This window comes from Bacteroides sp. HF-4919, from assembly GCF_018860125.1.
In genome coordinates this window covers 1-18,901 of the sequence record NZ_JAHKNF010000021.1, presented here as the reverse complement: position 1 = coordinate 18,901, position 18,901 = coordinate 1, and the positions used below count along the sequence as shown (strand labels likewise).

Here is an 18,901-nt window from a genome sequence, read left to right as displayed (position 1 = left end):
TTTAAAGTGACAAATATACGGTTTACACTCGTCTTTGCCGCAGCTTTCCATCTTTATCAAACAAAGTTTTACCATAAATGGCCTCTACAATCAGCGGAAAAATAAAAAGCGTAAAGAAAGTATCACACAATACGCCACCGATAATAACAATGGCAAGCGGACGCTGCGACTCGGAGCCGATACCATGGCTCATGGCTGCCGGCATCAGTCCGATAGCAGCCATAGCAGCCGTCATCACAACCGGCCGGACCCGCGAATGAACCGTACTCTTCACTGCTTCGGCCAAAGACATGTGCGAATGCACATTCGACTTAATACCCGAAATCATAATCACTCCGTTCTGAATGCAGATGCCGAACAAGGCTATAAAACCGATCCCGGCAGAAATTGAGAAGTTGAAGTGAGTGATCAATAGGGCAATGATACCGCCGGCCGCCGCAAATGGGACATTCAACAATACCAGTCCTGCATCCCGGGCATTGGAAAACAGGATGAAGAGGATAACGAATATAATGGCAATACTGACGGGAACAACCTGTGCAAGGCGTTTGCTGGCACGTTGCTGATTCTCAAAATCTCCGGTCCATTTCAGTGTATATCCGTCCGGAAGATGTACCGAAGCTTCCACTTTCTTTTGTGCTTCGGCAACGGCAGACCCCATGGCACGACCACGTACAGAGAACTTAACAGCACAAAAACGGGTATGGCTGTCACGGAATATAAGCAATGGTCCTGTAATGGTCCGGATATCTGCCAATTCCTTGATCGGGATCATCGCACCATCCATCGCTGGTACCAGAATCTTACCTATCTGCTCTTCGTTCTGGCGGAACTCTTCATTATAACGAACCATGATATTGAACTTACGCTCGTCTTCATAGAGCAATGAAGCAGATTTACCTCCGATGGCCATCTCAATAATAGATTGTACATTTTCTTTCGATACACCATAACGGGCAAGCTGTTTTTCGTTCAACTCGATGCGAAGTTCCGGCTGACCTATATTCCGGATCACTCCCAGATCTTCAATACCTGCTACGGTTCCCAACACTTTGTTTATCTGTACAGCCAGTTTCTCTGCCTCATATAAATCCTTCCCGAAAACCTTAACGGCAATAGAACCTTTTACACCCGAAGCGGCTTCCTCCACGTTGTCGGTAATCGGTTGTGAGAAATTGAAATCGGTACCGGGATAGAGAGCAAGGGCAGATTGCATTTTTTCAATCAACTGTTCTTTACTGAGTCCGCTCTCCCACTCTTTCTCCGGATAAATATCAACATGAAATTCCACATTGTAAAAACCGGTAGCATCAGTCCCATCATTCGGGCGCCCGGTTTGCGAGAGCACCTGCTTTACTTCGGGAAAAGCCAACAGCTCTCTACGCATTCTGTTGGCAAGTGAAACAGACTCATCCAGAGAAATGCTTTGCGGAAGGGTGGCACGAATATAGATGGCTCCTTCATTCAACTGCGGCAGAAACTCCATCCCCAGAAAAGAGTAAAGAAACAGCCCGGCTCCTCCGACCAAAGAAGCTAATCCGATGGACAGCTTACGATGAGCATGAAAAATGGCAAATAAGGCCGAACTTTTCTCTCTAATAAAACTCACCAAAAAATTACTTTTCTCACTCACATTTTTCCTTAACAGGATGGATGACATGACCGGAACCAGGGTCAAAGTAAAAATCAAGGCCCCCAGTAAAGCAAACCCCAATGTATAAGCCAAAGGAGAAAACATTTTCCCTTCCACCTTTTGAAACGAGAATATGGGGATTAACGCCGTAATAATAATCAGCTTGGAGAAAAAGACCGCTTTGGCCTTTTCTTTGGCAGTATTCCGGATCAGCCCCATCTTCGACATCCGGTTGAAAACGGGCATCCCCACTTCTCTCGCTTTCCGATCGAGAGCAACGAATATACCTTCTACCATCACTACGGCCCCGTCTATTATGATCCCAAAGTCAATGGCTCCCATAGAAAGCAGATTGGCGGACATCCCCATTACATGCAAGCAGATAAAAGCAAACAACAGGGATAAAGGGATAATGACAGCTACCACTACCGTTGTCCGCCAGTCCGCCATAAAGATGAATACAATGAAAGTTACCAATAGTATGCCTTCCACCAGATTGTGCGTTACTGTATGTACAGCAAGATCCACCAGGTCTTCCCGATCATAAAAAGGTACAATCTTTACATCCGTCGGTAAGATGCTTTCGTTCAATTCATCTATTTTCATCTTCAGCCCGGATATCACTTCACCCGGGTTCTCTCCCTTGCGCATCACTACAATACCTTCCACGACATCATCCTCGTCCATTCGCCCTACCTGTCCCAGACGAGGTAAACAAGATTCACGGACATCAGCCAGATTCCTCACCAGAATGGGAGTACCATTGATATTTTTCACTACAATGTTCCGCAACTCCTCCAAATCGTTAATCAGCCCTATACCTCTTACGACATAAGCCTGGGAGCTTTTGGTTATTACATCTCCGCCCACATTAATATTACTCTTCGAAATGGCATCATAAAGTTCCAGCGAGGTGATGCCATAATTGATTAACTGGTTTGGGTTGACACTTACTTCACAGGTTTTTACTTCACCACCGAAACTGACAATATCCGCCACACCCGATACGGCACGCAGATTGCGATCGATCACCCAATCCTGAATCGTTTTCAGTTCGCGTACACTCCGTTTGTCACTTCGCAGGGTATAGCGGTAAATCTCTCCTGTAGGTCCGTAGAGAGGCTGCACCTCAGGAGTTACTCCTTCCGGCAGATCGGCATCATTCAATAAATTATATACCTGTTGACGAGCAACAAAATCATCCACATGATCCTCAAACAGCACATTGATGACTGACAACCCAAACAAGGTTGTCGAACGGATATCTGTCTTCTTCTGTACCGAATTCATGGCTATCTCCACCGGAATCGTAATAAACTTCTCTACCTCTTCGGCACTGCGTCCCGGCCACTGGGTAATGATGGTCACTTTCGTATTCGTCACATCGGGAAATGCATCGATCGGAGTGTGTCTGAATGAAACCACACCGGCGATGATGGCAATCACCGTACAAAAAAAGACGAAAAACTTATTCTTCAACGAAAAAGCCACAATATTGTCTATAAACTTATGCATAGTTTTTTTCGCTTTTAGTCTGCATTCAAAGCATTGTAGACCAATAATACATTTTGATTCAACACTCTGTCACCTTCTGAAAGTCCGGAACGGACATAACATTCCTTACTCAGCTGTTTGTAAACATCAATCTCCTTAATCGATAAACGGTGGTCCGTAGCCACTGCCACAACATAGTTTTTCCCTCCTTCGAATATCAGGGCATGTGCATCGATCCGGGGCATTTGTTTCCCGGACGACTTACACTCCACACCGACATTGGTAAACATACCCGGCTTCAGCAAGTAATCTTCATTACACAATTTAATGCGCACATTCATCGTCTTACTTTCGGTATCCAGCATGTGATAGACTTTATCGATACTTCCGGAAAAGACCTTATCGGGATAAGCCAAGGTAGTGATATGTACGGGTGCTCCTTCAACTACTCTGCTAATATCACTTTCATAAACATCTGCCATCACCCATACATTTTCCAGGCCGGAAACAGTGAATATCTCCTCACTCTGATCGGAGCGGAGTTGCATGTCTTTACTCACCTTTTTGTCTACAATAAAACCGGAAACCGGAGATTTGATTTCGTAAAATGATCGACCGCTGAAATGGTTGATGGAAAAGATTTCTTTGATGCGGTTCTCTTCCGCCTCTGCATTAGCCAATTCCTGTCGCACCTGCAATACGTCTTTATCAGACGCCAAGCCTGAATCGAACATATCCTGAGTGGCATCCATATTTCTACGGGCAATGATAACCTGCTGGTTTGCTTCCTTCATTTGTTTCTCGTAGTCAGCCACTTCACCGCTACGGATCACCGCAAGTATATCTCCTTTTCGTACGTAATCCCCTACTTCGGCATGAAGCTCCGCCACAGTACCGCCAAACATAGGATAAATGTGCGCTACCTGCTCCTGATTGAAAGTCACACGCCCGTTTAGAACCAGTTCATCCGTCACATCATGCAGACGTACCGTATCGACAGAGACTATTTTCAGTAAACTATCTGTCAGACATAAGTTTGTATGCACCTCAGATTGCTTCATCTTTGATGAACAACCTCCCAACCCCAGAATCAATATACATGGAAAGTATTTTGTCCAATTCATAAATTATATGGATTTAATTATTAAAGACATGTTGCCCGACTACTGCATTCAGATTCTCAATGCCGAGAAATACGTTTTTTTTTATATCATAAAGCTGAATGCAGGTCTCTTTATAGCTATCGTAAAAATCGATAAACTCTAAAAGACTGATATTACGTTTGATAAAGTTTTCATTGGCTCCGGCTATCAGTTTCTCAAAGTTATGTTCCAATCTCCCATCCACTGACCGATAAAGCTTGAACGCTTTATCTAAGGCAGTATAGGCAGCATACAGTTCTGTCTCAGCTTTACTGCGAATATATTCCTGCTCCCGGCCTGCCTTCAGGAGATTGAAGCGTGCCATCTTGATATTCCCTTGGTTACGGTTAAAGATAGGAACAGACATACTAAACCCGATAGCGAAATAATTATTAATAAAATTACCTTGACGATCATAGTTACCTTTCACTGAAAATTCGGGAAAGGCCAACGATTTCTGTAATTTCAGATCGGCTTGCGAAGCAATGATATTACTACGTGCCATCTTTTGGTCAGGCCTCACGGATACCATCTCTTGTAAACCGGCATAAGACAATCCATTTATGGTCAGACGTTCAAGCGAACCTTCATCTACTATTGGCTCAGTGCGAAAATCAATGGGCAAGTTCAATAATAAATTCAACTCTCCCCGCCGTGATAGATAATGGCTCTCACATTCGCTCATATCCTTTTTCAAGGAGAACAGCATTGACTCGAGACGGGTCATCTCCATTAAAGAAACATTCCCCTTCACATGCTGTTCCTTAATGCCTGCCAACAAATGTTCAAGCGAACTGACCTCTTTATCATAAACCGATAATGACTTTGACAGATAGTAAACTTCGATAAAAGCTTCCCCAAGCTCCTGACGTAAAGTCCGCATTACCTCCTCAAACTGATAGCCGGCAATTTCCCGGTTTATTTTCTCCAACCGTATTTGCTTATTCCGTTGTCCGGCAAGACGGATCACCTGTTCTATCTCTACAACAGATTCACCGCTCTTACCAAAATCAAAATAAGTGCCATTAAGCCGGTTGTAAACATTTTGTTCGAATGAGATCACCGGGTTATCAAATAATCGAGCTTGAAGCAACCTGGCTTGTGCCATATCTATATTGTAGCGTTCGGCCAATAGGGATAAATTACATTTCAAGAAACGTTGCTCGGCCTCTTTCAGCGTCAAGCTCCCGGAGGGTTGCTGTGCTCCGGCAATTCCGAAAAATCCAAGAAAAAAGAGAATAAAAAACTTTCTGGTCATAGTCCTTGTTATTTTGATGACAAAAGTACAATTCACACTTCACGCAGACCGTTTGAAAGCAATTATAAGATACTCAGATGAGATTAGAAAGTTATTAGAAAGCGGAAAAAGCAGGACAAGGAAGAATTGCTAATACAATAGGAGAAATAGCTATCTGCCAATAACTCCGATCTTCCTATCTTTGCAACATCAAAGAAACAAACAAGTAGTAACCCTTTAAAAAATAGAAATATGAAAGTCATCGATTTAACCAAAGAAAGTTTTGTAGAAAAGGTTGCAGATTATCAAGGATATCCGAAAGAATGGAAGTTTAAAGGCAACAAGCCCTGCCTGGTAGATTTTCATGCTCCCTGGTGTGTATATTGCAAAGCACTGTCACCCATACTGGATCAACTGGCTGTAGAATATAATGGTAAAATAGATATTTATAAAGTGGATGTAGATCAGGAACCGGAATTGGAAGCGGCTTTTGCCATTCGTACAATCCCTAATCTGCTGCTTTGTCCTGTTGGAGGAGAACCGACCATGAAATTAGGAACCATGAATAAAACGCAACTAAAAGCGTTAATAGAAGAGGCACTATTATAATTTACCTGACTAAGCATTGGGTACGTCAGTCAACCACGGTAAAACGTAAGCTGACTGACGTACAAATCTTATGATTCTTTTTTTTCGGTAGCAAGTACCAGCCTTATATCTGCATATGAAACCTCATCACCCAAAGCAGCTTTAATTGCCGTAAGTCCTTTGTCACTTCCATTAGCTTGCACATAACGGGTAATTTTCATAATCTTTTCTTTCGGAACGAGCTGCTCTATCTTAACTGCTCCCAAGCGTACATAATGCTCCAGATGTCCGGCTATAGTCCCTGAAACCAACTCACGTTCCTTGGCTATCTCTTCGATATTTTTCCCCTGCCTGAAAAGACGATAGGTTATCTCTTTGGTGTCAAGTTTTGGCTCCTTCACGGGTTTAGTTTCTTTTAGAGGCTTTGGCTCTTTCGGTTCCTTAGTTTCTTTTTTGAGGGTCAATGTTATTGCAGGCATTGGTGGACGTTCTATTCCCTGTTCCTTTACATATCGGCTCACCATTTCAAGCAAAACATCGCCGTACTTTTCGGCACCACGCTTCCCAAAATATGGAATACGCACTAACGAAGCCGTATCACAGGGCAATAAATTCACAATGCCCAGTATTGCTTTCTGTTGTATAACAGTGTAAACAGGAAGATTAGCTTTCGAAGCTTCTGAATTTCTCCATGCAATCAACTGTTTATACAGTTCCGGATGTAGGATATCGGTAGGAACTTCTATTTTTTCAGCAGTTCGGGGTTTACGTTCCGATCTTCCGGACGAGGATGTACTTTCTCCTCCGGAAACGGATAAGGTCAGGACAGCCTTATGTTTTAGAAAAGCTGATACGGTAAAACCTTCTTTTTCGGTATAATAGAGTGTTCCCAGCTTCACATGGAGTGTCGTCTTCAATGTATCTAACGCTTCGGAAAATTTCTTTTTCAGTTCTTTATTATCCGTTTCTACCTTTGTAGAAACCATCAGTGGGTTTAACAAATCCTCCAGGTGTTTACGGAAATAATGGGCACCGGCCACAATTCGTTCATTCAGTTTCGGATTTGCGTCATAGTCCTCCACCTCCATCAACAGAGTCGAATATTGCAACTTGAAAGTATCGGCAACCTTCATTATCTGAGCTTTATACAGATCGATCGTTTCTTTATACCGTTCCAGCAACTTTGGATAGAGTCGGTATAAGTGTTCATCGAGCAGACGCAGAACACGTGCGAAATGTTGCTCAAGAGGATGAAAATCGAATTGTTCACATAGCAACTCGTAGAAATAATGTTGACGCAGCAGAGCCAGCTTATGCTTATCAGGGGTCAGTTCTCCGGCATTACGGGTGAATTCGTCAATCGTGTCGTCACTGATAATAGACTCTCTCCTTAAAGGAGAACTGAGTACCAGTCCCTGAAGAGATTTACAACGACTCAGCGCAACATAAACCTGCCCATGAGCAAAAGAAGCGTTTGCATCAATGATGGCACGTTCAAAAGTCAAACCCTGACTTTTATGGATCGTTATAGCCCATGCCAAACGAATAGGATACTGCCGGAAAGTACCTTCAACCTCTTCCGTTATCTCTTTCGTCTGCGGATTCAGACTGTATTTACTATTTGTCCATTCTTCCGTTTCAAGTAAAAAGTCCTGCGATTCTCCATTTCCTTTCACCCAGATGCCATCTTTACCAACAGCCGTAACCAAACCGATCATTCCATTATAATATCGATGTTCCCCGGAAGAGTCGTTTTTAATAAACATAATCTGAGCCCCTTCCTTGACAGTGAGCATTTCATCCGCCGGATAAGCCGATTCCGGGAAAGTACCTTCTACCCTCGCCTGAAAGCTGAAAGCCCTGCCGGAAAGAGAAAGCAGCTGTCTGTCATTATATTGCTGGGCCTGATAATTATGTGTCGTCAGCCGGATGTACCCTTCTTCTTCTCTCGGACGAAACTCCGGAAGATAACGTTTATTCAATTCTTCCAGCACAGATTCGTCGGCCTCTTTGTCTCTGATTTTATTTAATAATCCGACAAAAGCCGTATCGCTCTGTCGATAGACTTTCTTCAACTCTATAGTGATATATTCAGTCTCTTTCAGTGAATGACTGCCAAAGAAAAATGCCGTGTCATAATAAGAGGTCAACAAGTTCCAGTCTTCTTCCTTTACTACCGGAGCCAACTGCTGTAAATCGCCTATCATCAGAAGTTGAACACCTCCAAAAGGTTTCGAACGATCCCGATAACGACGCAACACTGCATCCACCGCATCAAGTTGATCGGCACGTACCATACTGATTTCATCGATCACCAACAGGTCCATGCTACGGATAATATTGATTTTTTCTTTCCCGAATTTATGGAAGCTTTGTTGGGCAGAATTGAATGTACTCTCCGGAATATATGGCGCAAAGTTTAATTGGAAAAAAGAGTGTATGGTGACACCTCCGGCATTAATGGCAGCAATCCCCGTAGGAGCGACCACTACCATGCGTTTGGGAGTTAATTCCTTTAACCGACGAAGGAAGGTTGTTTTTCCGGTTCCGGCTTTTCCTGTCAGAAACAGATGGGTACCGGTATTTTCAATGACTTGCCAGGCTAATTCTAATTCGTGATTTTCTTCCATGAAATAATACTTTGCTACAAAGTTATAGCAAAAGAAAGAAGAAACCAATATAATAATAAGTTATTTTGCCACAGAAGATACAAAGGCTACGGACGATGATTGGTTGTCAGTTTCTTCATTGATAACAACTCCGCAACCTTTGTGCCCCCTGTGGAAAGTTTAAGCCATACTACCGCCCACAATATCAAGCAACTCGTTTGTAATGGCTTGCTGGCGGGTCTTATTATACTGCTTTGTCAGTTCCTGAATCAGTTCATTGGCATTATCCGTTGCTATTTGCATAGCTAAAGTACGTGCGGCATGTTCGGATGCATTAGAATCGAGAGCAGCCGTAAAGATCTTTTGACTCAAAACCTGCGGAATCAGATCCGCTATCAACTGGGCTGCGGAAGGTTCTATGATATAGTCATTTACCATTCCGGTTTTCCCGTCTTCATTCTGAACGGCAGACAGATCAATCGGCAAGTATCTTTCACGCAACAGCTCCTGTATTCCCATCGATCTGAAATGATGATAAATCAACTCCACCCGGTCGATGTTCTTCTCCAGAAAAAGTTCCATCAACAATCTGGCCAACGCAGCAGCTTCATCGTACGAAGGCTTATCTGCCAGTCTCTGATAGCTCCCTTGAGAAAAAAATCCTAATTTTTTCACAGCTTCCTCTATTTTCTTGCCAACCGGATAGATCAGGATATTATCCTGCCCCAGCTCACGATATTCTCCAACCGTCTGCAAAAACATCTTTAGTACGTTCGCATTGAAAGCACCACATAAAGAGCTGTTGGAAGAGAAAGCTACAATAGCAATACGCTTGACAGGGCGTTCCGCACAGAATGGAGACTCTACCGGAAGGTCAGCACTTAGAAAGTTGGTCAATATCTTATTCAGTTTCCTCTGATAAGGCAGCATGTTTTCAATGGCTCCCTGTGCCTTGTGTAACTTGGCAGAAGCCACCATCTTCATTGCTGAAGTGATTTTTCGGGTACTCTGTACCGAATTTATTCTGGTTTTTACTTCTTTTAGTGAAGCCATAGTCTTTATGGTTTATAATTAACTAAACTGTTTCGCAACCATCGTTGCTGTTTCCTCAATCGCTTTCGTTACTTCATCATTGATAACCCCTGTCTTCAATACGTCCAGTACATCCGACTGATGATCGAGAGCGAGTGTATTGAGAAATGCCGCCTCAAAGTCTTCTACCTTATCCAGTGGAACATTTCTCAGCAATCCGTTTATACCACAATAGAGAATCGCAATCTGCTTCTCTACCGGCATCGGAGAATATTGAGGTTGAACCAATAAACGGGCATTCTTTTGTCCTTTGTCAATGGTCAGTGCGGTAACCGGATCCATGTCTCCACTAAATTTGGAGAATGCTTCCAGTTCACGATATTGCGCCTGGTCTATTTTTAACGTACCGGCCACTTTTTTCATAGCCTTAATCTGAGCATTACCTCCCACACGGGAAACTGAGATACCGACATTGATAGCCGGACGGTTACCCTGATTGAATAAATCTGTATCAAGGAAAATCTGACCGTCTGTGATGGAAATCACATTAGTCGGAATATAGGCAGAAACGTCTCCGGCCTGTGTTTCGATAATAGGCAATGCTGTCAGTGAACCTCCGCCTTTCACTTTTCCTTTCAGACTCTCGGGCAAGTCGTTCATTTCACGAGCCACCTCTTCCTGATTGATAATCTTGGCTGCACGTTCCAGCAAACGGGAATGCAAATAGAAGATATCACCCGGATAAGCTTCACGACCGGAAGGACGACGGAGAATCAAAGATACTTCACGATAAGATACCGCCTGTTTGGACAAGTCATCATAAACCACCAACGCATGACGACCGGTATCACGGAAATACTCACCGATAGCAGCCCCTGCAAACGGAGCGAAATATTGAAGTGCAGCAGGATCTCCGGCTGTGGCAGCTACTACAATAGTGTAATCCATCGCACCATATTGGCGTAAAGTATTCACAATAGAAGCCACTGTAGATCCTTTCTGTCCGATAGCTACATAAATGCAATATACCGGATCGCCCGCTTCGTAATTACTACGCTGGTTTATTATCGTATCAATAGCTATCGATGTTTTTCCCGTCTGCCGGTCACCGATAATCAACTCACGCTGTCCACGACCGATAGGAATCATTGCATCAACTGCTTTCAGACCTGTTTGCAACGGCTGATTTACCGGCTGACGATAGATTACCCCCGGAGCTTTACGCTCCAAAGGCATTTCATAGAGTTCACCGCCGATCAATCCTTTTCCGTCCAACGGTTCTCCCAACGGATCGATAACGCGTCCCAACATACTTTCTCCCACACGGATAGAAGCGATTCGTTTGGTACGTTTCACTGTGAAACCTTCCTTGATCTTATCCGTAGGTCCGAGCAAGACGGCACCCACATTATCTTCTTCCAGGTTCATAACAATGGCCTTGATACCATTATCAAACTCAAGCAGTTCGTTGGCCTCGGCATTGCGCAGACCGTAAATACGTACCACACCATCACTCACCTGCAGCACCGTACCGATTTCATCAAGCTGCACCTTGGTCTCGATTCCTTCAAGCTGTTGGCGCAGAATCTCAGATACTTCGCTTACTCTTATATTTTCAGACATAATTTTTCACTAATTATACAATTCTTCGATTCTTATCAATGAACTGTTGTTTCACTTTCTTCAACTGTGTAGCGATACTGGCATCAAGTCGGTAATCGTTAATATCGAAAACAAAGCCACCTTCTATAGAAGGGTCGATCACTGTTTCCAACTCCATATACGCATGCAAAATATGTGCAGCAGTTTGTCGGATACGCTCTTCAGTAGCCTTATCTACCGGGACAGCAGTGATCAGTTTACCTACACCAATATGCTTCTTCTTCCGGTAAAGATCCAGATACATCAGACTCATGAATTGCAGATAAGTCTCCCTTCTCTCCTTGAGTACCAGACGGACAAAACGAATAAACTCTTCACTCGGTTTATTGTCTCCATCGGCTGCCGTACAGATCAGACTGAACTTTTCGTCAACAGAAACAATGGGATTATCAAGTACGGCACAAAATCCCTTCACTGTACGGAAACTGTGTGCCAGCGTGACAAGTTCATGATATAGCCTGTCTTCCGCTCCTCTCTCTTCCGCATAAGCCATCAGAGCTTTCGCATACCGCATTGAAATTATTCCGACTTCCATTTTCTCTTAGTTCTTCGTTAATACTTCATCAAGCATACGGTCTATCATTCCCATCTGCTCTTGTTTATCAGCCAGATTCTTACGAATAACTTTCTCAGCTATATCCACAGATAGAAGAGCTACCTGACGACGAATATCGCGTATGGCTTCTTCCTTTTCAATCTGAATCTGTCGTTTCACTTCGTCCAGTTCTTTCTGGGCAGCTATTTCAGCTTGTTTGCGGGCCTCGTAAATAATTTTCTCACGTTCCTGCATAGCCTCTTTCATGATACGTCCCTGTTCCTTATTAGCGGCAGCCACAATAGCTTCGCCCTCCTCTTTCAGTCGTGACAACTGGGCGTTTGCTTCTCTGGCTACCTCCAATGATTCGTCGATATAGGTTTTACGGCCTTCCACCATCTTAATGATGACGGGGAAGCCGTATTTAGCCAATACCGCGAATACAATTCCAAAAGAAAGGAGCATCCAGAATATCAGGCCACTATCGGGTAGTAACAATGACATAATCTTCTTTGTTTATTATAAGAAAAGTACTAACAGACAAACAACCAATGCCAACAATGCCACACCTTCTACCAAAGCAGCAGCAATAATCATATTCATACGAATATCTCCCGATGCCTCCGGTTGACGTGCAATACCTTCCATGGCCGAGCCACCAATCTTACCAATACCGATACCTGCTCCGATAACAGCTAAACCAGCTCCGAGGGCAGCTCCCAATTTACTCAATCCTACTCCTGCAGCAGCAGCTTGCAATAATACTGATAGTAACATAATTTTCAGTTTTAAAATGGTTTATATTATTCTTTTACTTCTTCTTTTTTACCGCCTTCCTGAGCCAGTCCGATAAATACAGCCGATAACATTGTAAACACATAGGCCTGAATAAAGGCAACCAACACTTCGAGCAAATTCATAAAGATGTTGAACAGCACCGAAGCCACCGTAAGCGAACCGTTAATGGCAGGCCCCATACTTGCCGATATAAATATCAAACAGGTAAGAACCAACATAGCCATGTGTCCGGACAACATATTGGCAAACAAACGGATCATCAATGCGAACGGTTTCGTAAATACACCGAAAAATTCGATAAATGGCATCATGGGTATAGGCACTTTCAGCCACCAGGGAACATCGGGCCAGAAAACATCTTTCCAGTAGTGTTTCGTCCCGAATATATTAACGATGACAAATGTAAATAAAGCCAATACCAGCGTTATAGCGATATTTCCGGTCACATTCGCTCCTCCCGGGAAAATCGGTATCAATCCCATGATGTTATTGATGAAAATAAAGAAAAAGGCTGTCAACAAATAAGGAGCGAACTTTTTATAGTTAGGCCCTACACAACTCTTAATCACATCATCATGGATCATCATAATAAACATCTCCATAAAACCGACAAATCCGCCAGGGGCATAAGCCCCCTGTTCACGCTTACGATACCAATGCGCCACACTAAGGATGATTATTAATAAGATAGCACTATTGATAAATAGAGATAAAGTAACCTTAGTAATAGAAATATCCCATGGTCGAACCTCTTCTCCCGCCGCATTACGTTCTACAATTTTGCCTTCGTACCTGCTTCCGGCAGGAGCGATATAGAATCCTTCATATTTACCGTCATTCTCTTCAAGGCGCGATGACAAAAAAGCATGCCAACCTGAAGTTTCGCTATATACGATAATCGGCAATGGAATACAGATAGAGGTTTTTCCTATATTTGTGATGTGCCATTCGTAGGAGTCGCCGATATGACCGAATACAATGCCTTTTACATCTACCTGATTTGCCTCCTGATTGATTGTGTCTTTCCCCACAATAATCTCTTGCTGTAAAGCAGTGGCGGTATCGCCCTCCACAGGCTCTTGTGCAGAGACCATAACAGGCAACATACCTCCTATCAGGATCAACATTCCGGTAACTATGTTACGCAACTGTTTCATATTTTTTTGATTTCTTTTTTAGTTTCTGATTCCATTCGAAAACGAAGAAAAACCAGCTTTCATATATAAGGTAGCCCAGATAGAATGCCAGAAATGTCAGCAGAAATTCCACAGCAGAATCGGGCACAGCCACACAGTAGATTATCAACAGAAAGACTGATATAATCATCTTCAGAACCTTTGCTACCAAAAAAAGCATCACCATCTTGTCCGGTGCATGACGCCTGCAGGCATCAAACATATAAATGTAAAATACACCGAATATATAAAAGTATACCGGTATCAACGGATAACCTCCGAAATAGTGTCCGGGCTCAAGATAATGCAAAACCAAAGCTCCCAACCCACCTCCGACAAGAGTCAAAATGGTAAGATAACTCAGGAAATTGCGTTTTGTAATGCTCATATTCATAGTAAAAACAGGTTCTTGTGTGGATCAAGGTCAGGATACACAAACGGAAGCTTCTCCGTTACTTAGCTCCACAAAACCGCTGTGAATATCCAACGTATGCTCTTCGCCATCCGTTGTCGTGTAACTGACTGTTCCTTCTTGCAGAGAAGAGACAATCGGCGCATGCTGCGCCAAAATGGAAAATACCCCACTGGTTCCCGGAAGAGTAACACTCTTCACTTCACCATCAAATACCTCCTTTTCCGGCGATACAATATTCAAATGCAGTTCTTTCATGATTCCTTATTTTATTTATTGGCTTGCTCAAGCAACTTCTTACCCTTTTCAATAGCTTCTTCTATCGTACCTACATTTAAGAATGCCGGTTCGGGCAGATAATCCACTTCACCGTCCAAAATCATCTTAAACCCTTTGATGGTGTCTTCAATAGAGACCATTGCTCCCGGCACACCGGTAAACTGTTCGGCTACAGTAAACGGCTGAGACAGGAAACGTTGTACCCTGCGCGCACGGTTCACAACCAAACGATCGGCATCGGACAGCTCCTCCATACCCAAGATGGAAATGATATCCTGCAATTCCTTGTTTCGTTGCAGAATCTGCTTCACACGCTGAGCCACATCATAATGCTCTTGCCCCACAATATGTGGGTCAAGGATACGAGAAGTAGATTCCAACGGGTCTACAGCCGGATAAATTCCGAGTTCAGTGATTTTTCGGCTCAATACAGTTGTTGCATCCAAGTGAGTAAAAGTGGTTGCCGGTGCAGGGTCGGTCAAGTCGTCAGCCGGCACATATACAGCCTGCACCGAAGTGATGGAGCCCGTCTTGGTTGAAGTGATTCGCTCTTGCATAGCACCCATTTCCGTAGCTAATGTAGGTTGATAACCTACGGCAGAAGGCATACGTCCTAACAAAGCTGAGACCTCGGATCCTGCCTGAGTAAAACGGAAAATATTATCAATGAAAAACAAGATATCCCTGGCACCCGACTTGGCCCCCATATCCCGGAAAGATTCGGCAACAGTCAGTCCCGACAGCGCAACCGAAGCACGTGCACCGGGAGGTTCATTCATTTGTCCGAACACCAATGTAGCCTGCGATTTCTCTACTTCGTTATAATCTACTTTCGAAAGGTCCCAGTGTCCTTTTTCCATACTTTCTTTAAAAGCCTCTCCATAACGGATTACACCCGATTCAATCATTTCACGAAGCAAGTCATTACCTTCACGGGTACGTTCTCCTACCCCGGCAAATACGGAAAAACCATTATGCTTCTTTGCAATGTTATTGATGAGTTCCATAATAAGTACCGTCTTACCTACTCCGGCACCACCAAACAGACCAATTTTACCTCCTTTTGAATAAGGTTCAAGCAGGTCGATCACCTTTATTCCGGTGAACAACACTTCCTGTACGGTGGTTAAATCTTCAAATTTTGGGGGATCACGGTGAATGGAATAGGCACCCTCACGATTGAGTTCTTTCATTCCGTCAATAGAATCGCCGACTACGTTCATCAAACGTCCTTTGATTTGTTCACCTATCGGCATTGTGATAGGACCTCCTGTAGGAAATACCTTCATCCCGCGTTGTAAGCCGTCGGTACTATCCATGGCCACGGTACGAACAGTATTTTCACCAATGTGTTGTTGTACTTCTACAATCAGCTTTTTGCCGTTGTGCCTTTTTATCTCCAATGCGTCGTGGATACTTGGCAATATCAAGTCCGATTCTGTACCTTCAAAATACACATCGACCACAGGGCCAATTACCTGAGAGATATGTCCTATAATCTGTGACATAAGCAATCTTTTTATATATTATTCTTCTAATACTCTAAAGCGTTATAGCATGGTAAGTCGCGTTTTTACCAGTTTCACTATTAACATAACGTTCGATATTCGGTTTTGTTCACACAGATAGTTAAACAAACAACTTCGCAAATGTAGAAACTTTTTTTTCCCGTTGTACCATTTTTCTATATTTTCTCTTTAGATAACATTCATTAAACTTACAGCAGCGTGAAAATGAACATTATTAGTGCCCTTTTTACTGTTATACAAAGCATGTTCAGGCAAATAGGCACTGTTCTCAATCTAACAAGGCGACCTATCGAGTTTTCAAGTACCTATAGTGTTTTCAGTCAATTAGTCAAATGTTAGATAGTACAACATGCAACGAGTTTTATATTGATAAAAGAGAGTTGTGTTTGAGGGTCATTTTTCGGTCTCTGCAGACTTAACCGGGCAGAGTATTAACAATTGCAAAAGAGCAGAAAAAGACAGAGGCATAGACTAATAAAAAGACAGGTCTCTGCCACTTCTTAAGCGACAAAGACCTGTTATTGGATTTTCAGAAAGAAACCTCCGTATTTAATATACTTCTACTTTATCAGCTATTCGTTTTGCCTTATCACGCAAAGCATCCAGATCAGAACCGTTCGGAGCATAACAGAGTACTACCCCCATACGGCGATTCACACGTGTATATGGCTTACCAAATATACGCAGATAGGTGTCCTCTTCTATGGTAACTTCCTCCATGCCTCTATACTGCGGACGTTCCTGGCTGGCAATCGGTGAAAGAATAACAGCACTCGCTCCTATTCTCTCCTGCTTTATACCCGGAATGGGTAATCCTAATACGGCACGTAAGTGAAGTTCAAATTCATTCAGGTTTTGTGTTCCCGCCAATGTTACCATTCCTGTATCGTGCGGACGCGGAGACAGTTCTGAGAAGTAAACCCCATTTTCATGACTCAGGAAGAATTCAACTCCCCATAATCCGGCACCGGTCAATGCGCGGGTTACTTTTTCAGCCATCTCTTCCGCTTCCTTCAGATGTGCCGGGTCAATGTGTGCGGGCTGAAAACTTTCACGATAGTCTCCTCCCTTCTGTACATGTCCGATAGGTGGACAAAATAGTGTCGGACCATTCTTCTGAGTTACCGTGAGCAAAGTTATTTCACTATCGAATTTGATAAACTCTTCAATAATCAGTTCACGAATATCTCCGCGGCTGCCGCTACAACCATACTCCCAGGCATGCTCCAACTCAGCAGCACTTTTTACCAACGACTGCCCTTTGCCCGATGATGACATTAAAGGCTTCACAACACAGGGAAAACCTATCTTCGCAGCAGCTTCCTTCAATTCCTCCAACGATTTGGCATAATAGTATTTCGCAGTTTTCAGCCCCAATTCCTTAGCGGCCAAATCACGGATGGCTTTGCGGTTCATGGTATAATTCACTGCACGGGCACTCGGCACTACCTGAATGCCTTCCTTCTCGAAATCGTATAAACGTTCCGTGCGGATGGCTTCAATTTCGGGGACGATAATATCCGGCCGGTGTTTCTTTACAATACGCTCCAGTTCTTCACCGTTCAGCATATCGAAAACTTCATATTCATCGGCTACCTGCATAGCAGGTGCTCCGGCATACGAATCACAAGCAATGGTGTATTGACCTTTACGTTGAGCAGAAATTACAAACTCCTTTCCCAGTTCGCCCGATCCGAGTAAAAGTATTTTCTTCATGATTGAATATTTTAAGATATAATGACGCAAAAATACTACTTTTCTTCCAATAAATCCCGAACGAGCTACTAAATGATTGCAATAAAGGAAAGAAAAAGGGAACAGTATAAAAAATGATTAACAAGTAAAAGGTCTGCAAAACATATTCAAGAGAAAACTCTCCTCCTAAAAGAAGAATGGAGTATTTCCACTTCATATAACATCGCTGATTTTCAACCACTTAAAGCACACATAGAAAGGGATTATACGAAGTTAATATCGTATTTGCAGGAAGTTAACTTCTCGACTTTACGATATTAACTTCGTATAATTACGTTATTAACATCGTATACAACAGGATGTTAACTTCATAAACGGCATAAAATAATTTCTAATATAGAGACAAATACAAGAATGGGTGGCCAAAACAAAGTGTTAATTATTGGTCTAATTACACAAAAAAGAATATTTAAAAGGGTGAAAAGAACCAAATATAGCATATTATCCGGAATTAATGCCTTACTTTGCAAAACCAAACAACAAGAGGTTTTTATTGGTCTAACTCTCACATGTATTTCCTCAATGTTCGCATTGAGAACTTTCATTTCTGATTTACACTTCCTAAAGCTTTATTGTTATTTTATTAATTTTTTATTTTTGTATATTTATGAATATGTACGTTGGAAATCTTAGCTATAATGTTAAGGAGTCAGATTTGAGACAAGTTATGGAAGAGTATGGAACAGTAGAATCAGTAAAACTGATCACAGATCGCGAAACAAGAAGATCTAAAGGTTTTGCTTTTGTTGAAATGCCGGAATCTTCAGAAGCCAGCAATGCCATTAAAGAATTGAACGGAGCAGAATATGCCGGTCGTCCGATGGTAGTAAAAGAAGCTTTACCAAGAAACTGATCTGATAAGCAATAGAATAAGAGAAAGAGGGTGTCCGAAAAGGGTACCCTCTTTTTTTATGTAAAAGTCCGAACTTTCCCAAGCTCGGACTTTTTAATTTGCTCTAAAATGTTTATCTTAGAGCATGTTAATCGATAGTGCAAATATACAATTTAAGGAGTATTCTCA

General features: G+C 42.8%; 16 protein-coding genes. 2 read left to right on the top strand and 14 right to left on the bottom strand.

Annotation, left to right across the window (positions count from 1 at the left end):
- Nucleotides 1-22 precede the first annotated feature (22 nt).
- The 3 genes from KO473_RS23060 to KO473_RS23050 are packed head-to-tail and all read right to left on the bottom strand — an operon-like array spanning nt 23 to nt 5,527.
- A complete protein-coding gene (locus KO473_RS23060; protein WP_005777550.1) occupies nt 23-3,148 on the bottom strand; it encodes an efflux RND transporter permease subunit in 3,126 nt (1,041 codons plus the stop codon).
- A 14-nt stretch (nt 3,149-3,162) separates the two neighbouring features.
- Nucleotides 3,163-4,251 (bottom strand): efflux RND transporter periplasmic adaptor subunit, encoded by a 1,089-nt coding sequence (locus KO473_RS23055; RefSeq protein ID WP_005777548.1) that lies wholly within the window; start codon nt 4,249-4,251, stop codon nt 3,163-3,165.
- A gap of 13 nt (nt 4,252-4,264) precedes the next feature.
- Entirely contained in the window at nt 4,265-5,527 is a 1,263-nt protein-coding gene (locus KO473_RS23050) for a TolC family protein (RefSeq protein WP_005777546.1), read from the bottom strand.
- A 231-nt stretch (nt 5,528-5,758) separates the two neighbouring features.
- On the opposite strand from KO473_RS23050, the gene KO473_RS23045 reads away from it, so the two are divergent.
- Nucleotides 5,759-6,115: a co-chaperone YbbN gene (locus KO473_RS23045; RefSeq protein WP_005777545.1), complete on the top strand. Its 357-nt coding sequence runs from the start codon at nt 5,759-5,761 to the stop codon at nt 6,113-6,115.
- A 68-nt stretch (nt 6,116-6,183) separates the two neighbouring features.
- On the opposite strand, the gene KO473_RS23040 is transcribed toward KO473_RS23045, so the two are convergent.
- The 11 genes from KO473_RS23040 to purT form a co-directional block, all read right to left on the bottom strand.
- On the bottom strand, nt 6,184-8,724 hold the full coding sequence (locus KO473_RS23040) for a helix-turn-helix domain-containing protein (protein ID WP_005820137.1): 2,541 nt from the start codon (nt 8,722-8,724) through the stop codon (nt 6,184-6,186).
- Nucleotides 8,725-8,883: 159 nt separating this feature from the next.
- The gene (locus KO473_RS23035; RefSeq protein WP_005777539.1) at nt 8,884-9,756 is read right to left on the bottom strand and encodes a F0F1 ATP synthase subunit gamma; all 873 of its coding nucleotides are present in this window, start codon (nt 9,754-9,756) and stop codon (nt 8,884-8,886) included.
- A gap of 18 nt (nt 9,757-9,774) precedes the next feature.
- Nucleotides 9,775-11,358 carry a F0F1 ATP synthase subunit alpha gene (atpA, locus tag KO473_RS23030; protein ID WP_005777536.1) on the bottom strand — a complete coding sequence of 528 codons (1,584 nt, stop codon included), beginning with the start codon at nt 11,356-11,358 and terminating at the stop codon, nt 9,775-9,777.
- A gap of 13 nt (nt 11,359-11,371) precedes the next feature.
- Nucleotides 11,372-11,932: a F0F1 ATP synthase subunit delta gene (locus tag KO473_RS23025; protein ID WP_005777534.1), complete on the bottom strand. Its 561-nt coding sequence runs from the start codon at nt 11,930-11,932 to the stop codon at nt 11,372-11,374.
- A 6-nt stretch (nt 11,933-11,938) separates the two neighbouring features.
- Complete coding sequence (gene atpF, locus KO473_RS23020) at nt 11,939-12,436, bottom strand: F0F1 ATP synthase subunit B (protein ID WP_005777532.1); 498 nt, start codon at nt 12,434-12,436, stop codon at nt 11,939-11,941.
- Between the two features lie 15 nt (nt 12,437-12,451).
- Nucleotides 12,452-12,709: an ATP synthase F0 subunit C gene (gene atpE / locus KO473_RS23015; RefSeq protein WP_005777530.1), complete on the bottom strand. Its 258-nt coding sequence runs from the start codon at nt 12,707-12,709 to the stop codon at nt 12,452-12,454.
- A gap of 26 nt (nt 12,710-12,735) precedes the next feature.
- On the bottom strand, nt 12,736-13,887 hold the full coding sequence (atpB, locus tag KO473_RS23010) for a F0F1 ATP synthase subunit A (protein WP_005805725.1): 1,152 nt from the start codon (nt 13,885-13,887) through the stop codon (nt 12,736-12,738).
- Complete coding sequence (locus KO473_RS23005; protein ID WP_005777520.1) at nt 13,871-14,299, bottom strand: hypothetical protein; 429 nt, start codon at nt 14,297-14,299, stop codon at nt 13,871-13,873. Before KO473_RS23005 ends, atpB begins: the two co-directional genes overlap by 17 nt.
- Nucleotides 14,300-14,329: 30 nt before the next feature.
- Nucleotides 14,330-14,575 carry an ATP synthase F1 subunit epsilon gene (gene atpC / locus KO473_RS23000; RefSeq protein ID WP_005805723.1) on the bottom strand — a complete coding sequence of 82 codons (246 nt, stop codon included), beginning with the start codon at nt 14,573-14,575 and terminating at the stop codon, nt 14,330-14,332.
- An 11-nt stretch (nt 14,576-14,586) separates the two neighbouring features.
- A complete protein-coding gene (atpD, locus tag KO473_RS22995; RefSeq protein WP_005820119.1) occupies nt 14,587-16,104 on the bottom strand; it encodes a F0F1 ATP synthase subunit beta in 1,518 nt (505 codons plus the stop codon).
- A 570-nt stretch (nt 16,105-16,674) separates the two neighbouring features.
- On the bottom strand, nt 16,675-17,841 hold the full coding sequence (gene purT, locus KO473_RS22990; protein ID WP_005777515.1) for a formate-dependent phosphoribosylglycinamide formyltransferase: 1,167 nt from the start codon (nt 17,839-17,841) through the stop codon (nt 16,675-16,677).
- Between the two features lie 646 nt (nt 17,842-18,487).
- On the opposite strand from purT, the gene KO473_RS22985 reads away from it, so the two are divergent.
- Entirely contained in the window at nt 18,488-18,733 is a 246-nt protein-coding gene (locus KO473_RS22985; RefSeq protein WP_005777507.1) for an RNA-binding protein, read from the top strand.
- Nucleotides 18,734-18,901: the final 168 nt, after the last annotated feature.

What these genes read in the sequence shown, in the direction of transcription:
- KO473_RS23060 (WP_005777550.1), bottom strand. Translation starts at nt 3,148, where the DNA reads ATGCATAAGTTTATAGACAATATTGTGGCTTTTTCGTTGAAGAATAAG.
- KO473_RS23055 (WP_005777548.1), bottom strand. Translation starts at nt 4,251, where the DNA reads ATGAATTGGACAAAATACTTTCCATGTATATTGATTCTGGGGTTGGGA.
- KO473_RS23050 (WP_005777546.1), bottom strand. Translation starts at nt 5,527, where the DNA reads ATGACCAGAAAGTTTTTTATTCTCTTTTTTCTTGGATTTTTCGGAATT.
- KO473_RS23045 (WP_005777545.1), top strand. Translation starts at nt 5,759, where the DNA reads ATGAAAGTCATCGATTTAACCAAAGAAAGTTTTGTAGAAAAGGTTGCA.
- KO473_RS23040 (WP_005820137.1), bottom strand. Translation starts at nt 8,724, where the DNA reads ATGGAAGAAAATCACGAATTAGAATTAGCCTGGCAAGTCATTGAAAAT.
- KO473_RS23035 (WP_005777539.1), bottom strand. Translation starts at nt 9,756, where the DNA reads ATGGCTTCACTAAAAGAAGTAAAAACCAGAATAAATTCGGTACAGAGT.
- atpA (WP_005777536.1), bottom strand. Translation starts at nt 11,358, where the DNA reads ATGTCTGAAAATATAAGAGTAAGCGAAGTATCTGAGATTCTGCGCCAA.
- KO473_RS23025 (WP_005777534.1), bottom strand. Translation starts at nt 11,932, where the DNA reads ATGGAAGTCGGAATAATTTCAATGCGGTATGCGAAAGCTCTGATGGCT.
- atpF (WP_005777532.1), bottom strand. Translation starts at nt 12,436, where the DNA reads ATGTCATTGTTACTACCCGATAGTGGCCTGATATTCTGGATGCTCCTT.
- atpE (WP_005777530.1), bottom strand. Translation starts at nt 12,709, where the DNA reads ATGTTACTATCAGTATTATTGCAAGCTGCTGCTGCAGGAGTAGGATTG.
- atpB (WP_005805725.1), bottom strand. Translation starts at nt 13,887, where the DNA reads ATGAAACAGTTGCGTAACATAGTTACCGGAATGTTGATCCTGATAGGA.
- KO473_RS23005 (WP_005777520.1), bottom strand. Translation starts at nt 14,299, where the DNA reads ATGAATATGAGCATTACAAAACGCAATTTCCTGAGTTATCTTACCATT.
- atpC (WP_005805723.1), bottom strand. Translation starts at nt 14,575, where the DNA reads ATGAAAGAACTGCATTTGAATATTGTATCGCCGGAAAAGGAGGTATTT.
- atpD (WP_005820119.1), bottom strand. Translation starts at nt 16,104, where the DNA reads ATGTCACAGATTATAGGACATATCTCTCAGGTAATTGGCCCTGTGGTC.
- purT (WP_005777515.1), bottom strand. Translation starts at nt 17,841, where the DNA reads ATGAAGAAAATACTTTTACTCGGATCGGGCGAACTGGGAAAGGAGTTT.
- KO473_RS22985 (WP_005777507.1), top strand. Translation starts at nt 18,488, where the DNA reads ATGAATATGTACGTTGGAAATCTTAGCTATAATGTTAAGGAGTCAGAT.